Here is a 16,032-nt window from a genome sequence, read left to right on the forward strand (position 1 = left end):
CGTCGGTGTGAACTCCGGGGAATCGGGCAGCACCGCCGACAAACAGACATCGAAGAGTTCCAGACACCTGGTTACTGAATAAGGAAAGCCGGTATATGCCAACCATCAACCAGCTGGTCCGCAAGGGTCGTCGCGACAAGGTCGCCAAGACCAAGACTGCGGCCCTGAAGGGGAGCCCGCAGCGTCGTGGCGTGTGCACCCGCGTGTACACCACGACCCCGAAGAAGCCGAACTCCGCGCTGCGTAAGGTCGCGCGTGTTCGCCTGACCAGCGCGGTCGAGGTCACGGCTTACATCCCGGGCGAGGGCCACAACCTGCAGGAGCACTCGATGGTGCTCGTTCGCGGTGGTCGTGTGAAGGACCTCCCCGGTGTGCGCTACAAGATCATCCGCGGCTCGCTCGACACCCAGGGTGTGAAGAACCGCAAGCAGGCCCGCAGCCGCTACGGCGCCAAGAAGGAGAAGAGCTGATATGCCACGCAAGGGCCCCGCACCCAAGCGTCCGCTGATCAACGATCCGGTCTACGGATCGCCGCTGGTCACTCAGCTGGTCAACAAGATCCTGCTGGACGGCAAGAAGTCGACCGCCGAGCGCATCGTCTACGGTGCCCTCGAGCAGGCGCGCGAGAAGACCGGCACCGATCCGGTCGTGACCCTCAAGCGTGCGCTCGACAACGTGAAGCCCGCCCTCGAGGTGAAGCCGCGTCGTGTCGGTGGCGCCACCTACCAGGTCCCGGTCGAGGTTCGTCCGGGTCGCGCCAACACCCTGGCGCTGCGCTGGCTGGTCAACTACTCGCGCGCGCGTCGTGAGAAGACCATGATCGAGCGTCTGGCCAACGAGCTGCTGGATGCGAGCAACGGTCTGGGCGCTTCGGTGAAGCGTCGCGAGGACACCCACAAGATGGCCGAGTCCAACCGGGCGTTCGCGCACTACCGCTGGTGATTGGTCACCCGGTCCGCCGGTGAAGGAACGGCGCCGGGAGGCGAGTCACAGTCGGGTGCGGCACGTGCTCAGCAGGGCACCAATCAGCCGCACCCGACGTTGACATAGTGATGGCCAGGGGCCCGCATCGAAGCGGAACCGCCCGGGCCGTTCCCGAAAATCCCAACTAGCTGATCGCTAACAGAGCAGAGCGGGGAAGATTTCCGTGGCACAGGACGTGCTCACCGACCTCAACAAGGTCCGCAACATCGGCATCATGGCTCACATCGATGCCGGCAAGACGACCACTACCGAACGAATCCTGTTCTACACCGGTGTGAACTACAAGATCGGTGAGACCCACGACGGTGCGTCGACCACCGACTGGATGGAGCAGGAGCAGGAACGCGGCATCACCATCACCTCGGCGGCGGTGACGTGTTTCTGGAACCAGAACCAGATCAACATCATCGACACCCCCGGCCACGTCGACTTCACCGTCGAGGTGGAGCGTTCGCTGCGTGTGCTCGACGGCGCCGTCGCGGTGTTCGACGGTAAAGAGGGCGTCGAGCCGCAGTCGGAGCAGGTGTGGCGTCAGGCCGACAAGTACGACGTGCCGCGAATCTGCTTCGTCAACAAGATGGACAAGCTGGGCGCGGACTTCTACTTCACCGTCCAGACCATCAAGGACCGCCTGGGCGCGAAGCCACTGGTCATCCAGCTGCCGATCGGCGCGGAGGACTCCTTCGAGGGCATCGTCGACCTGGTCGAGATGAACGCCAAGGTGTGGACCGGCGAGACCAAGCTCGGTGAGAAGTACGAGGTCACCGAGATCCCGGCCGATCTGAAGGAGAAGGCCGAGCAGTACCGCCAGGAGCTGCTCGAGACCGTCGCCGAGTCGGACGAGGCGCTGCTGGAGAAGTTCTTCGGCGGCGAGGAGCTCACGATCGACGAGATCAAGGGCGCCATCCGTAAGCTGACCGTCGCCTCGGAGCTCTACCCGGTGCTGTGTGGTTCGGCGTTCAAGAACAAGGGCGTGCAGCCCATGCTCGACGCCGTCGTGGACTACCTGCCCTCGCCGCTGGACGTCGAGAACGTGGAAGGCCACGTCCCCGGCAAGGAGGACGAGGTCATCACCCGTCGGCCGAGCGCTGACGAGCCGTTCGCGGCGCTGGCGTTCAAGATCGCGGTGCACCCGTTCTTCGGCAAGCTGACCTACGTCCGCGTGTACTCGGGCAAGGTCGACTCCGGCGCCCAGGTCATCAACTCGACCAAGGGCAAGAAGGAGCGTCTGGGCAAGCTGTTCCAGATGCACTCCAACAAGGAGAACCCGGTTCCCTCGGCGTCCGCCGGCCACATCTACGCGGTCATCGGCCTGAAGGACACCACCACGGGTGACACCCTGTGCGATCCGCAGAACCAGATCGTGCTGGAGTCCATGACCTTCCCGGACCCGGTCATCGAGGTCTCGATCGAGCCCAAGACCAAGTCCGACCAGGAGAAGCTGGGCACCGCGATCCAGAAGCTCGCCGAAGAGGATCCGACCTTCTCGGTGAAGCTGGATCAGGAGACCGGCCAGACCGTCATCGGCGGTATGGGCGAGCTGCACCTCGACATCCTGGTCGACCGGATGAAGCGCGAATTCAAGGTCGAGGCGAATGTCGGTAAGCCGCAGGTGGCCTACCGCGAGACCATCACCAAGAAGGTAGAGAAGCTCGAGTACACCCACAAGAAGCAGACCGGTGGTTCGGGTCAGTTCGCCCGCGTCATCATCGGCCTGGAGCCCTTCACCGGCGAGGACGGCGCGACCTACGAGTTCGAGAACAAGGTCACCGGTGGCCGCGTTCCGCGCGAGTACATCCCGTCGGTGGACGCCGGCATCCAGGACTCCATGCAGTACGGTGTCCTCGCCGGTTACCCGCTGGTCAACCTGAAGGCCATCCTGCTCGACGGCGCCTACCACGAGGTCGACTCCTCGGAAATGGCGTTCAAGATCGCGGGTTCGATGGCTCTGAAGGAAGCGGCCCGCAAGGCCGGTCCGGTGATCCTCGAGCCGCTCATGGCTGTCGAGGTCATCACGCCCGAGGATTACATGGGCGATGTGATCGGCGACCTGAACTCCCGCCGTGGCCAGATCCAGGCCATGGAGGAACGCAGTGGTGCCCGTGTCGTCAAGGCGCTGGTTCCGCTCTCGGAGATGTTCGGTTACATCGGTGACCTGCGGTCGAAGACCCAGGGCCGGGCGAACTACTCCATGGTGTTCGATTCGTACGCGGAGGTTCCGGCCAACGTGGCGAAGGAGATCATCGCCAAGGCGACCGGCGAGTAATCGCAGTCGGGGCGGATTTGCGAGAATCCGCCCCGTTCGGTCGCGTACGACCCCCTGTAAATACAAACCGCACTGCTGCACAAAAGCACGCACTAACTAGTCCAGGAGGACAACAGTGGCGAAGGCGAAGTTCGAGCGGACGAAGCCCCACGTCAACATCGGCACCATCGGTCACGTCGACCACGGCAAGACCACGTTGACTGCCGCCATCACCAAGGTGCTGGCCGACAAGTACCCGGACCTGAACCAGAGCTTCGCGTTCGACCAGATCGACAAGGCTCCGGAGGAGAAGGCTCGTGGTATCACGATCAACATCTCCCACGTCGAGTACCAGACCGAGAAGCGTCACTACGCGCACGTCGACGCCCCCGGTCACGCCGACTACATCAAGAACATGATCACCGGTGCGGCCCAGATGGACGGCGCCATCCTGGTCGTGGCCGCCACCGACGGCCCGATGCCGCAGACCCGTGAGCACGTGCTGCTCGCCCGTCAGGTCGGCGTGCCCTACATCCTGGTCGCGCTGAACAAGTCGGACATGGTCGACGACGAGGAGATCCTCGAGCTCGTCGAGATGGAGGTCCGCGAGCTGCTGGCCGCCCAGGAGTTCGACGAGGAGGCTCCGGTCGTCCGCGTCTCCGGCCTGAAGGCCCTCGAGGGTGACGAGAAGTGGGTCGAGTCGATCGTCGAGCTGATGAACGCCGTCGACGAGTCCATCCCGGACCCGGTCCGTGAGACCGACAAGCCGTTCCTGATGCCGATCGAGGACGTCTTCACCATCACCGGTCGTGGCACCGTGGTCACCGGTCGTGTCGAGCGTGGCGTGATCAACGTCAACGAAGAGGTCGAGATCGTGGGTATCCGCGAGAAGACCACCAAGACCACCATCACCGGCATCGAGATGTTCCGCAAGCTGCTGGACCAGGGCCAGGCCGGTGACAACGTCGGTCTGCTGGTGCGTGGTATCAAGCGCGAAGATGTCGAGCGTGGTCAGGTCGTCATCAAGCCGGGCACCACCACCCCGCACACCGAGTTCGAGGGCCAGGCGTACATCCTGTCGAAGGACGAGGGCGGCCGCCACACCCCGTTCTTCAACAACTACCGCCCGCAGTTCTACTTCCGCACCACCGACGTGACCGGCGTCGTGACCCTCCCCGAGGGCACCGAGATGGTCATGCCGGGCGACAACACCGAGATGAGCGTCAAGCTGATCCAGCCGGTCGCCATGGAAGAGGGCCTGCGCTTCGCGATCCGCGAGGGTGGCCGCACCGTCGGCGCCGGCCGCGTCACCAAGGTCATCAAGTGACTTTGTGATCGGCCGTCACGACATGTGACAGCATGAAAAGGGCCGTTCCCCTCGGGGAGCGGCCCTTTTCGCGTCGCTGGCTCAGTTCTCGGTCGCCGCCAGGAGAGCTTCGGCGAATTCGCGCATCTGGTCGGCGCCGCCGAACCAGGTGGTGACGAGTTCGACTGCGGCGGTGCGGGTTCGGTGGGCGGCGGTGATGAGGCCGTTGAGGTCGACGTCGCCGGCTTCGGCGTTGCGAGCCACATTTTCCAATGTGTGGCTGGCCAGCAGTAACTGCATCACCAGGCCGACGTCGATGGCCGGGGGTTCGCCGGTGGTCTCGGCCCGGCGGCGGGCCGCGCGGCGGGAGGTGGGGGGCAGGCCGGTGCGCGAAGCGATGTCGTCCGGTGTGTCACCGGAGTGCTGATCCCCGGTGGCGCGACGATTTCGGCGACCGCCGGTACCCGCGGCACTGGTGGACGATTCGATGTGGGCGGCACCGATCGCCGAATCCGGCTGTGTCGCACCGTCTTCCGGGGCCTCGGTCGTCGAGTCGTCGGCTCGGGTTTCCGCTGCGAGCGACCGGTGCCGGCTGGTCGGAACGGACTCCGCCACCCGGGCTTCCGCGGCGCGTCGTCGCAGGACGTCGGTATCGGACTGTTCGGCGAGGGTACTCGTCGGGGCCGAGCGCAGGCCGACCGTCGCCCCGTTGCGGGAGGGAAGCTGGTGGGAAGCGGCGTGGGCGTTGTCCGCGCGGCTGCGGATCGCCGGGAGCATGTCGGTGTTCTGCCACGATTGCGGATCTCCGGAGCCGGCTTCGTCCGTTCGGTCGGCCGGATCGGAGTGGGCCGGGGGCGTCGACTCCGCGCGGTGGGAGTGTGCCGGCTCGTTCGAATGCCGGTGCGGCAGCCGCGCCGCGGGGGTCGCCGGCTCACCCTTGTCGTCCTCCGCTGCGCCCGTATTCGCCTCGGCGACGGTGTGTTCGGCGGCCTGGGCGCTCTCGGCGACGGATTCGGCCCGCGTAATGGGGCGTGGTGTGTGCTCGCTCCCGGCTGCCGATTCGGTGGTCGCGGTGGGTCGGAGGGCTTCGTCGGGCGACCGGTCGGTCAGTGGGGTCGCGGCGAGCCGTGCGGGATCGGCGTCGCCGCCGGCCGATGTCGCGTGACCGATCGCCGTGCGGTTCACACCTTCCGCTGTCGCGGGGCGGGATTCACTCTCGCTCCCGGAGGCGGCTGCGGGCGGCTCGTTGCCGGCGGATGCCGGTTCGGTCACCGCGGTGGTGTGCTGCTCACCGGTTGCCGATTCGGTTGCCGCGATGTCGCCGGGCAGCCGGGCCGCGGCGGTGTTCGCGGCGTGCTGCTCGTCGCCGCGTGCCCGCCGAGCCGCACGGGGAATGGGCCGGCGGGGCGTGTCCGGGCGCGGGTCGGTGCTCGCCGGTGTCGCGTCGGCGGCGAGACCCGTTCCGGCACCGGCCGGTTCGGTCCGGACGATGCCGTGGGCGGGAGTGGGAAGCCGCATCGGGAGTTTCGGCGGAGCCGGGACGGATGCGGTCGACGGGGCACCGGATTCGGCCGGATCGGATCGCCGCGGTTCCGGCGGCTCGGCGGACGCCTCGGCGGGCTCGGTTTCGGCGGTACGGGAGCGACTCTGCCGCCCGGGGTCGATGCCCAGGCTCTCCGCGATGCGGCGGACGGTGTCCTCCGGATCCTGGGCTCCGGCATCGAGTTCGGTTTCCCAGGTTGCCTTCTCCGGCGTCGGGTTCTCGTTGTCGCCGGGAGCCGTGGACGATCCCAGGACACCCGATCTCGGATCCACCGGCGGCGTCTCCGCCGCGCTCACCGCGAAACTGGAGGTGGGAGCGGATTCGTCGTCGGCCGCAGGATTGTTCCGCGACCGCGCCGCACCCTGCTCGTAATCCGCATCGAACGGTGAGGCGAACATGCTGCGCTGCGCGGGTTCTCGGGTGGCCAGCGGCGGGATGTTCGTGCGGGCCGATGTGTCGCGGACCGGCAGCGGCGGTGCGGCGGGAGGTGCCGGAACCGCGGTGCCGGCGAGGTAGTCGGGTGAAAAGGACGGGACATCGGTGGGCGAGGCGACCGGGGGCGGGCCGAAAACGCTCTCACCCGATCCGGACTCACCGAATTCGGCGCTGTCCCAGCGCAGTCCGAACTTCTCGGCACCGCCGTGCGCGGGACCGCCGCCACCCGTCTGCTGGCCCGGCTCCTCCTCGGAGCGGGTCAGTCGGTGCCCCTCTCGTGCAGTATGGGGTTCTCCGAAACGGGCATTGGCGGGATCCGTCATACACTCCATTCTTATCGCTCACGTTTCGGGGTGCGAGTTCGCGGGGGTGTGCGACGGTTCCCGCCGCCCTTGCGCCGCAGCTCAATCCGTCCGTTTTGCGAGTTCGGTACCGTGGCGCAGGGTGAGCGACATCAGTTCACTCGGCTCGTCCACCTCAATCCGATGCCAACACCCCCGCGGCACGATGAACGCCTGTCCGGCGCGCAGCGATACCGGTCCCGCCGCGTCGCCGGGCTCACGCAGATACATCCGGATTCCGCCCGAGAGCACCGCCACCAACTCCTCTCCGCTCGGATGCATTTCCCAGTGGTCGCCGTGGACGTCGGCGTCGGTGGCCACCCGGAAAGTCGCCAGCGTCCACCCCTCCATATCTCCGGACATACGGCGTTGTTCGTCGAAAACCCGGCCGTCGGGCAGCATTCGGATGCCGCGGGCGAACAGGTCGACAGGTGAGAGGTGCATGGTGGTGCCCTTCATCCGGCCGCGAGTGGCGTGATCGCTGCCGGAGCGGAGCCCGGTGCGCATTTTCTATACATGTATAAAAAGTAACCGACCGCGATGCTCGCTGTCGAGACCTCGTGTCAAGATGGCCGGGTGAGCACCCGAACCGGACGTCCGCCGCGGTTGTCCCGCGCGCAGATCGTGGCCGCCGCGCGCGAGCTGATCGAGACCCACGGCGTGCAGGCGCTGACCATGCGGCGCCTGGCCACCGAACTCGGCGCGACGCCGATGGCGCTCTATCACCACGTACCGGACAAGGACGCGCTGCTGCTGCTTCTGCTCGACGACGTGGCGACGGGTGCGGTCCATCCGCCACTGCCGGACGACCCCGGAGAACGCCTGATCGTCGCGGCCCGCGCGATGCACGACATCCTGGCCCCGGTTCCGTGGATCACCGAGGTGCTCACCGCCGACGACCTGCTCTCACCGGCCGCGCTCTGGTATCCAGAGACGATTCTGGACGCGGCGATGGACGCCGGACTGGATGCCGAGCGGGCGGTGCACGCCTATCGGACGATCTGGTACTACACCGCCGGGGAAATTCTGATTCGGGCCGCGGCTCGCCGGCGTCGCGACGACGACCGGCCGGTGTTCCGGGAGCGCGTCTTCGCCGATATCGATGCCGGCGAACTTCCGCGCCTGGCGGCCGTGGCCGACCGGTGGGGCGCGCTCACCGCGGCCGACACCTACGAGGAGGGATTGCGCGCGTTGGTCGATGGTCTGCTGCCGGCTCGCTGAACCGGCGGCGCCGGCTCAGCCCAGGCCGGTCATGCCGGCCGCGACGACCCGGGAGAGGTTCGTGATCTCCTCGGCGCCGGCGAGTGTCAATCCGTCCAGTGCGTGCAACCGGTCGGTGCTCGCGATGGTGAGCATGGCCGACACCCAGGCGGCTGCGCAGGCCCGCAGGGTTCCGGGTTGTACCTGCCCGGGCGCACTCGCCTGCAATACCCGGGCGGTGACGTCGAGCAGCTGATCGCGCATGCGGCGCACCTGTTTTCGCACATCCGGATGCGTATCGGCCTCGCGCCACATGATCACGCGCAGCACCGAGGAATGGTGGTCGCGCAGATTCAGCGCCGCGTCGAGGTTCACCAGGCTGGTCGCCGGATCGCCGGGCCGGACCACCGTGGCGATGTCGTCGATCGGATGCGCGGGAACTCGCTCGGCCATCAGCGCCGAGAGGATCGAGTCCTTGGTGGGGAAGTAATAGAAGACCAGCCCCTTCGGAACGCCGGCCGCGGCGGCTATCGCAGCCGTCGCGGTCGCGTCGAATCCGTGTGCCGCGAACAGGCTTTCGGCGGCATCCAGAATCAGGGCGCGGGCGTCGCCGTCGACCTTGCTGCTGCGGCGACGCCCCGCTCGACGGGGTTTGGGCATCTGCATCAGTGAGCAGTATGCATCCGTGCCGATACCTGCGGAAGGGCGGCCAGGGCGACCACGACGGTCAGTGCGCCGACGATCCACGCGGTCCACGACGCCGCGCTGAAGGAGCTGAAGTTCATCACCCACGGCGAGATGAACAGCAGGACGCCGAACAGGCCCATCGCGTAATCGGTTCCGGCGATGCCCGGACGGGTGAACTGGACCAGGCCGGCCAGGGCGATCAGCACGCCGAGCACGATCAGGGTCCACATGGCGCGGTTGCTGTGGTCGGTCCAGATGGGGGACAGGGCGGTATAGACGCCCAGTGCCACGGCCACGGAACTCAGGGTGCGGTTTTCGGTGAGCATGGGTGCCTCCTCGGGGGCGGAATTATGTTCTGATCTCGGTATAACTCTGATTGACCGCCCGATCAATACTTGTTCCGGAAAATTCCTGCACTCGCGTCGGATATGGCGCCCGTCACCGCATTCTAGAACGTGTTCTAGTTTATGGTGGACTGGTGCAGCAATACGTGCCAGCAGTGGGAACCGAGCCAGGAGCGCAGCGATGACAGCCCCGATCGTGATCGTCGGCGCCGGTCTGGCCGGCCTGCGTACCGCGGAGGAATTGCGCCGCGCCGGATACGAGGGCGGAGTGATCCTCGTCGGTGACGAACAGCGCCTGCCCTACGATCGGCCGCCGTTGTCCAAGCAGTTCGTGCGCGGCGAGACCGCGGATACGACGCTGCGCCCCGCCGAATTCTTCGCCGAGAAGAACATCGAGCTGCGACTGGGCCTGGCCGCGACCGGAGTCGACACCGCGGCGCGCACCGTGACCTTCGACGACGGCTCCGTGCTCGAGTACCGACAGCTGATCATCGCAACAGGCCTGCGCCCCAAGCGGATTCCGGGTCTGCCCGAGGCCGCCGGTGTCCACGTCCTGCGGCGGCACGAGGATGCGGCCGCGCTGCGCGACGGACTGGCCACCGCGCGCCGGGCGCTGGTGGTCGGCGCCGGATTCATCGGCTGCGAGCTGGCGGCGAGCTTCCGTTCCCGCGGCGTCGACGTGGTGCTGGTGGAACCACAGCCCACTCCGCTGGCCGCCGCGCTGGGCGAGGCGGTCGGCCGCCTGGTCGGGCGCATGCACCGCGACGAAGGGGTGGACCTGCGCTGCGGCGTCGGACTGAGCTCGTTGCAGGTCGAAGACGGCGCGGTCACCGGGGCCACCCTCACCGACGGCACTACGGTCACCGCCGATCTGGTGGTCATCGGTGTCGGCTCCGCGCCGATCACCGAATGGCTGGCCGGATCCGGCATCCCGCTGGCGGAACCGCAGGCGGGCGGGGGTGTCCTCGCCGACGAGGTGGGCCGCACCTCGGTCGAGGGGGTGTGGGCGGTCGGCGATGTCGCCGCGTGGCGCCACGACAACGGCCGGCACAAGCGGGTGGAGCACTGGACCAACGCCGGCGAGCAGGCACGGCTGCTGGTGACCGCGCTGCTCGGCGGCGACGTTCCCACGGCCGCCCGGGTGCCGTACGTGTGGAGTGACCAGTACGACCTGAAGATCCAGGTCCTCGGCACCCCGGCGGGCGCCGACGAGATCCGGATCGTCGAGGACGACGGCCGCAAATTCCTGGCGCACTACTTCGACGGCGGAGTCCTGACCGCCGTGGTCGGCGGCGGTCGCACCGCGCAGGTGATGAAGATGCGCGCCGAACTCGCAGCCAACACCAGGTCCGCCGCACCCGCGAGCTGAACGCCCGCAACGGGCCGTGCCGCCCGGATCGGTCGGTGCGACGGCACGCCAGCGCCGCGCGGAACAGGTCCGGTCGATACCCCGGTCGGGCGTAAGGGTTCGTGGCGACGCTAATACAGTGGCTGGGTGATCGTTGCGCTCATCGATTCGGGACTGGGGTTGTTGCCGACGGGGGCGTGGCTGCGCAAGTTGCGTCCCGACCTCGATCTGCTGCTGCAACTGGATCCCGATGGTGCGCCGTGGGGGCCCAAACCCGAGCAGTGGGTGATCGATCGGGTGCTGGATGCGGCCCGCCGATCGTTGCGGCTCGGCGCGGAGGCCATTGTGCTGCCGTGCAATACCGCCAGCGTCACCGCACTCGAACAGGTGCGGGCCGAGGTCGGGCCCGAGGTGCCGGTGATCGGCACCGTCCCCGCGATCAAACCGGCGGCCGCCGCGTGTGCCTCGGTCGCGGTGTGGGCGACCGCGGCCACGACCGCGAGCCGCTACCAGGCCGATCTCATCGCTCGCTTCGGCGGTGACGCCGATGTGACCGGTGTGGCGTGCCACGGCCTCGCCGACGCGATCGACCGCGGAGATCTCCAGGCCGTCGAGCACGCCATCGCCCGCGCCGCCGAGCAGACTCCCGCCGGCACCGAGGCGGTCGTCCTCGGCTGCACCCACTACCCGCTGGTCCTCGATTCCATCGTGGCCGCGCTGCCCTCGGGCGTCCGGCTGTTCGACAGCGCGGAAGCTGTTGCGGGCCAGACACTTCGGCGCATCGACGCCCTGGGCCGGCCGACCGCCGGCGCCGGCACGGTGACGGTCTACAACAGCGGTCGCGCCGGTGAACTGCCCGCGAGTGCGGCGGCCTTCGAATCCGGCCGTGTGCTCGGAGCGGTCGACACCGCGTGCCCGACCGCCTAGCTTCGCGGGGCACTCGGCGTAGCCGGTGTCGACCCGGTCACGTTCGCGCCCGCGCTTCCCGCCGGCCGGGCACTACCGGCGCCGGTGCCGACGATCGAAACATGTTCCGGGACAACTTCTTTCACCATATCTCGCCGGTGCTCCGGAAAAGGGCTGTGACCTGCGCCCCAGTCAGCCGTGGGAGGTCTGGTGGCCCGTACTCGGACGCGGTTCTACCGTGATTTTTCGCAGACGTACAGCGCGGTCGTCGACGCATTTCCGCACCCACCCCTACCGGGCCGGCCGCCACGAGGCCGGCGCATCGGTAACAGACAGACCCGGAGTTATGGCTACCCGAACGCCTTGGAGCGATGTTCATCCCGGAACCGGCGACCTCGAATCGTCCGGCTCACTACCGACGCCACCGGGTGGTCGCCGTCCGAGCTGGGGATACCTGTGCGGGGCCGTGTTGAGCGCCGCGACTCTCGTCCTGTTGTTCCAGCCCTGGTTGTCGGCCTCCGGACCGGGCGGCGCGATCCGGTCGGATGCCTTCGGCAGGCTGACCGGTACCACCGTGTCCCAGCAGGACTGGGCGGGTGCCGGGCTGCGCGACACCGATATCAGCGGCACGTGGGCGGTGCTGACCTGTGTCGCGGTGCTCGCGACGATCTTCGCCGCGGTGGCCTATCTGCGCACCCGCGCGTCGATATTCTCCGCCGCGGCCGCGGTGGCGGGGACCGGTGTGGCGGTGTTCGTCCTCGCGGATGTGCTGTACCTCGACAACAAGGAATCCGAGATGCGCGCGGCGGTCGCGGACGACAGCAGTTTCTCCGGCATCCTCCGCGGTCTCTTCGGTGGGGCACATGCCGCGCATCAACTGGCGGGGGCCCATCTCGATTTCGCCGCGATGCTCGCCGGAATCACGGCTTTCGGCGCCGCGGCCTGTGTGCTGACGAATCATCTGCGCGACAATCCGATTGTGCGCACCGCTGCCCGGCCGACGACGCGATCGGTCGCAGTCGCACACCCCTCGACACCGACCGCACGGCCGCAGACACCGACCACACCTCGTCCGGTACCGGCAGCCCTGCAACTGGTGTCGCCCGCAGCAACCGCACCGCAGCTCGTGCCGCCGGCATCTCCGTCGGCGCCGACCGCACCTCAGGTGGCGCCGGCCGCGCTGTATCCGGCGTCGATCGCATCCCAGCCGGTGCCGACCGCCCCCAATCCGATGGCACCGCACCCGGCTCCGGCCGCATCCCCGCTGGCTCCGGTGGCAACGCAGCTTGTTCCGGCCGCATCCCATTTGACATCGGCCGCATCGCAGGTGGTCCAGGCCGCACCCACTCCGGCGCCGGCGGGACCGCAGCCGGTGCCGACGGCTCCCGATCCGGTGCCGGCGGCAACGCACCCGGCTCCGACAGCACCCAATCCGGCGCCGCCCGCACCGGCGACACCCCCAGCGCCCGTTGTCGAATTCGGGGATATCACCGCGGAGCGGCACGAGCCCGCACCGAGCGCCGCCGAACTTCCGCCGTTTCCGGTTCGGAAACAACCGAGCTGGCGCATCGTCATTCCCGCGGGAGCGGTGTCCGCGCACGCTCCGGCGCGGGGGGAGCGCACCTTCGCCAATTAGATCCGCAACGGCACGTGTCCGGCCGCGGCCGGACACGTTGTCGTCGGGAATCGGGTGAAGAGTGAGTGATACTGCCGTACATGATCGTTGCGCATCATCCGGAGGATCGGCATTCGGCGTCGGGCGGTGTCGGCGGAGTGCGGGCATGAACTCCGCGCCGACCGCCGCCGATGTCGCCCGTGCCATGGACGAGCTGGGAGATCCCGGCCGCGCCCTCGAGTTGCGGCGGTTCTTCAAAACCGGGCCCGGGGACTACGGCGAGGGCGACGCCTTCCTCGGAGTCCCTGTGCCGCAGACCCGCAAGGTCGCGAAACAATTTTCCGCACTGCCCGTTTCGGAGATAGCTGAGCTTTTGCGGAGTCCGGTGCACGAACATCGGCTCGCGGCGTTGGTGATCGCGAACAATGCCATGGCGAAGGCGGGGAAACCGCGCACGTACGACGTTGCCGCGCAACAGGAAATCGTGGAGATGTATCTGGCGGCGGTGCGCGGCGGGCGCGTGAACAATTGGGATCTGGTCGACGTGTCGGCCGAGAACATCCTCGGCCCGTGGTTACTGGAACGGCCGCGCGATCTGCTCGACGAACTGGCGCGGTCGGAATCGCTGTGGGAACGACGGGTCGCATTGCTGACGACCTTCGCATTCATCAAGGCCGGCGACGCCTCGACCACGTTCGCACTGTGCGAACGGCTGCTCGACGATCGGCGCGACCTGATTCAGAAGGCGGTCGGATGGATGCTGCGGGAAGTCGGCAAACGGGTGGACCGCGCCCTGCTCACCGAATTCCTGGACCGCCGTGCCCACGATATGGGCCGCACGGCATTGAGTTACGCCACCGAACATCTGGAACCCGAGACGCGCGCGGCCTATCGGGCGCAACGGCAGGCGCCGTAAGCCGGCCCGCCGACTACGCGGTGTCCGCCGCGGTGCCGATACGGCGCCCATGCACCGCGGCGGATTCCCCTGCCGCGCACGGCCCAGCGGTCGGCTGCGGCAGCGGCGGTCCTCAGAACTGGATCTTCAGATGATCGGTGACCGGATGCGCCTGGCACCCGAGGATGTACCCGGCTTCGATGTCCTCCGGATCGAGAATCTCCGAATTGTCCATCTCCACTTTGCCTTCCAGCACGGTGCAGGCGCAGGAGCCGCATTCGCCTTCCTGACAGGAGTACGGCACGTCCAGGCCCTTGGCGAGCATGATGTCGACCAGGGTCTGACGCCGCGGCCACTGCATGGAATGGGTCTGGCCGTCGAGTTCGACCTCCACGGTGGCCGCGTCGGCGGCGTCCTCCTCGCTGACCTCGACGGGGGCGCCGGCGGCGAACGGATCGCCGGACAGCGAATTGAAGACCTCGGCGTGGGTGCGGTTGCGCGGCACCTCCAGCTGGGCCAGTGCGTCGTGCACCCGGTCCATGAACGCCTTCGGCCCGCACATGAAGGCGCGGAAACCGGTGTACGGGGCGCACAGCGCGGCCAGTCCGTCGGCGGTGGGCAGGCCCTGCAGCGTCTCCAGCCAGTGCACCACCACGAGCCGCTGCGGATTCTTGTCGGCGAGTTCGCGCAGTTCGTCGGCGAAGATGACCGATTCCGGATCGCGGTTGGCGTAGACCAGCACGATCCGGCCGGTGCCGCGGGCGAGCGCCGATTTCAGGATCGACATCACCGGGGTGACACCGCTGCCGGCGGCGAACAGCAGCAGATCCTCGTCCAGATCCTTCGGCGTGAAGACGCCGGAAGGCGGCAGCACCTCGATCTCGTCACCGGCTCGGACGTTGTCGCACACCCAGTTCGACGCGTATCCGTCGACCGTGCGCTTCACGGTGACCTTCGGTTGCACATCGGTGTGCGGTGAGCTGGCCAGCGAATAGCAGCGCGCGACCGAACCGGTGCGCTCGCTCGGGATGCGCAGCGTCAGGAACTGGCCGGGCTGGTAGGCGAAGCGCTCGCGCAGTTCTTCGGGCACGTCGAAGACCAGCGAACAGGCGTCGGCCGTCTCGTTGACGACAGCGGCGACCCGCAGCACGGCCGATCGTGAGCTGTGCGGTACGACGGGATCGGCGGTGGTCATGGTGTCCTCTCGGGGCCGGGCGCTGGAGCAGGTAAACTAGAACGTGTTCTAATTTATGATACGTGGCCGTCCCGCTGCCGGACAAGCTGGGCCTCGAGCCCCGCGATCAGCACATCCATACCGAAGTCGTAGGAGTATTTGCCGCGCAGATCGCCCATGTGCTTGACGGCCCGCTCGACGGCTTCGGGAAGCGGCATGTCGACCAGCGCGGATCGGTCCCGTGGATTGACCCGGGCGCGGCCGAACAGATACGTGTGAATGGTGGCATAGGCGGCGAGCACATTGCGATCGTCGAAGCCCGCATCGGACAGGATTTCCATCACAGCGGCGATCAGATCGAGCTGTTTGCCCAGCGTCTGTTCGATCAGCACATCGCCGAGGCCCGGATGTTTGCGCAGCTTCTCGTCGATCTGATCGATGAGTTCGCGCAGGCGCTGCTGCCAGGTGCCGAATTCCGGCGGTGGGGTCCGCACGCCGGTCAGGGCCGCGCTGGCCACCAGATCGAGCAATTCGCGCTTGTCGGCGACGTAGTAGTAGGGCGCCATCGGCGAGACGCCCAGTTCGCGGGAGAGCCGGCGCATCGACAGCTTCTCCACGCCGTCGGCGCGCACCACACGCAATGCGGCCTCGACTATCTCGGCTTCCGAGAGTGTGTTGCCGCCCCCGCTCGTCTGCATCCGTCCGACTCCCATGCCACCTCTAGACCTGCGCAGCCCGCCCGACGGCCACCCGTCATCTGCTGTTCAACGTGCTTGCCTTCCGCAGTCTAGAGTGCGCGTTCGTGGTCGCGGCCCGGTACGTGGAGGAGATCGGCGCACACGGCGACGCCGCATCTCACGCGGTAGTAGCCGGAGATGAACTATCGCGTCCCACGCGGAATCTCGTTGATCATGAAGCGAATGTTGCCGTGCGATAGCCAGATAGCGTCGATGGTCATTGACACCCACGCAACGCCGGAGCCGGTGGGTTGCCGCCGGATTCGTATCGA

The 16,032-nt window shown here is 67.6% G+C and carries 15 protein-coding genes; 9 read left to right on the top strand and 6 right to left on the bottom strand.

Annotation, left to right across the window (positions count from 1 at the left end; translation table 11 throughout):
* Positions 1 to 95: 95 nt before the first annotated feature.
* The 4 genes from rpsL (at position 96) to tuf (ending at position 4,556) form a co-directional block, all read left to right on the top strand.
* Complete coding sequence (rpsL, locus tag A5780_RS32435) at positions 96 to 470, top strand: 30S ribosomal protein S12 (RefSeq protein ID WP_014353064.1); 375 nt, start codon at positions 96 to 98, stop codon at positions 468 to 470.
* 1 nt (position 471) lies between these two features.
* Positions 472 to 942: a 30S ribosomal protein S7 gene (gene rpsG / locus A5780_RS32440; protein WP_030517120.1), complete on the top strand. Its 471-nt coding sequence runs from the start codon at positions 472 to 474 to the stop codon at positions 940 to 942.
* A 205-nt stretch (positions 943 to 1,147) separates the two neighbouring features.
* Positions 1,148 to 3,250: an elongation factor G gene (gene fusA / locus A5780_RS32445; protein WP_064910961.1), complete on the top strand. Its 2,103-nt coding sequence runs from the start codon at positions 1,148 to 1,150 to the stop codon at positions 3,248 to 3,250.
* 115 nt (positions 3,251 to 3,365) lie between these two features.
* Positions 3,366 to 4,556, top strand: a complete 1,191-nt coding sequence (gene tuf, locus A5780_RS32450) for an elongation factor Tu (protein ID WP_063013626.1) — start codon at positions 3,366 to 3,368, stop codon at positions 4,554 to 4,556.
* 81 nt (positions 4,557 to 4,637) lie between these two features.
* On the opposite strand, the gene A5780_RS32455 is transcribed toward tuf, so the two are convergent.
* Both A5780_RS32455 and A5780_RS32460 read right to left on the bottom strand, forming a co-directional pair.
* Complete coding sequence (locus tag A5780_RS32455; RefSeq protein ID WP_064910964.1) at positions 4,638 to 6,836, bottom strand: hypothetical protein; 2,199 nt, start codon at positions 6,834 to 6,836, stop codon at positions 4,638 to 4,640.
* Between the two features lie 81 nt (positions 6,837 to 6,917).
* Positions 6,918 to 7,361, bottom strand: a complete 444-nt coding sequence (locus A5780_RS32460; RefSeq protein ID WP_231983174.1) for a cupin domain-containing protein — start codon at positions 7,359 to 7,361, stop codon at positions 6,918 to 6,920.
* 69 nt (positions 7,362 to 7,430) lie between these two features.
* On the opposite strand from A5780_RS32460, the gene A5780_RS32465 reads away from it, so the two are divergent.
* Complete coding sequence (locus A5780_RS32465) at positions 7,431 to 8,075, top strand: TetR/AcrR family transcriptional regulator (RefSeq protein ID WP_104365766.1); 645 nt, start codon at positions 7,431 to 7,433, stop codon at positions 8,073 to 8,075.
* Positions 8,076 to 8,090: 15 nt separating this feature from the next.
* On the opposite strand, the gene A5780_RS32470 is transcribed toward A5780_RS32465, so the two are convergent.
* Together A5780_RS32470 and A5780_RS32475 are read right to left on the bottom strand one after the other, a co-directional pair.
* Positions 8,091 to 8,720 carry a TetR/AcrR family transcriptional regulator gene (locus A5780_RS32470; RefSeq protein WP_104364590.1) on the bottom strand — a complete coding sequence of 210 codons (630 nt, stop codon included), beginning with the start codon at positions 8,718 to 8,720 and terminating at the stop codon, positions 8,091 to 8,093.
* Positions 8,720 to 9,067: an SPW repeat protein gene (locus tag A5780_RS32475; RefSeq protein WP_064910966.1), complete on the bottom strand. Its 348-nt coding sequence runs from the start codon at positions 9,065 to 9,067 to the stop codon at positions 8,720 to 8,722. Before A5780_RS32475 ends, A5780_RS32470 begins: the two co-directional genes overlap by 1 nt.
* Positions 9,068 to 9,266: 199 nt before the next feature.
* Here A5780_RS32475 and A5780_RS32480 point away from each other — a divergent pair, with 199 nt between their 5' ends.
* From A5780_RS32480 to A5780_RS32495, 4 genes are all read left to right on the top strand, one after another.
* Positions 9,267 to 10,454 (top strand): NAD(P)/FAD-dependent oxidoreductase, encoded by a 1,188-nt coding sequence (locus tag A5780_RS32480; protein WP_064910968.1) that lies wholly within the window; start codon positions 9,267 to 9,269, stop codon positions 10,452 to 10,454.
* Positions 10,455 to 10,580: 126 nt separating this feature from the next.
* Positions 10,581 to 11,360 (top strand): glutamate racemase, encoded by a 780-nt coding sequence (locus tag A5780_RS32485; RefSeq protein ID WP_064906676.1) that lies wholly within the window; start codon positions 10,581 to 10,583, stop codon positions 11,358 to 11,360.
* Between the two features lie 448 nt (positions 11,361 to 11,808).
* Entirely contained in the window at positions 11,809 to 12,975 is a 1,167-nt protein-coding gene (locus A5780_RS32490) for a hypothetical protein (protein WP_156769733.1), read from the top strand.
* A gap of 145 nt (positions 12,976 to 13,120) precedes the next feature.
* A complete protein-coding gene (locus tag A5780_RS32495; RefSeq protein ID WP_063013614.1) occupies positions 13,121 to 13,870 on the top strand; it encodes a DNA alkylation repair protein in 750 nt (249 codons plus the stop codon).
* Between the two features lie 112 nt (positions 13,871 to 13,982).
* On the opposite strand, the gene A5780_RS32500 is transcribed toward A5780_RS32495, so the two are convergent.
* Together A5780_RS32500 and mftR2 are read right to left on the bottom strand one after the other, a co-directional pair.
* On the bottom strand, positions 13,983 to 15,044 hold the full coding sequence (locus A5780_RS32500; RefSeq protein WP_064910971.1) for a ferredoxin--NADP reductase: 1,062 nt from the start codon (positions 15,042 to 15,044) through the stop codon (positions 13,983 to 13,985).
* Between the two features lie 53 nt (positions 15,045 to 15,097).
* Positions 15,098 to 15,721 (bottom strand): mycofactocin system transcriptional regulator MftR2, encoded by a 624-nt coding sequence (gene mftR2 / locus A5780_RS32505; protein WP_030517131.1) that lies wholly within the window; start codon positions 15,719 to 15,721, stop codon positions 15,098 to 15,100.
* Between the last annotated feature and the right edge of the window lie 311 nt (positions 15,722 to 16,032).

The sequence above is a fragment of the Nocardia sp. 852002-20019_SCH5090214 genome (assembly GCF_001665865.1).
GTDB classification, from domain to species: Bacteria; Actinomycetota; Actinomycetes; order Mycobacteriales; family Mycobacteriaceae; genus Nocardia; species Nocardia nova.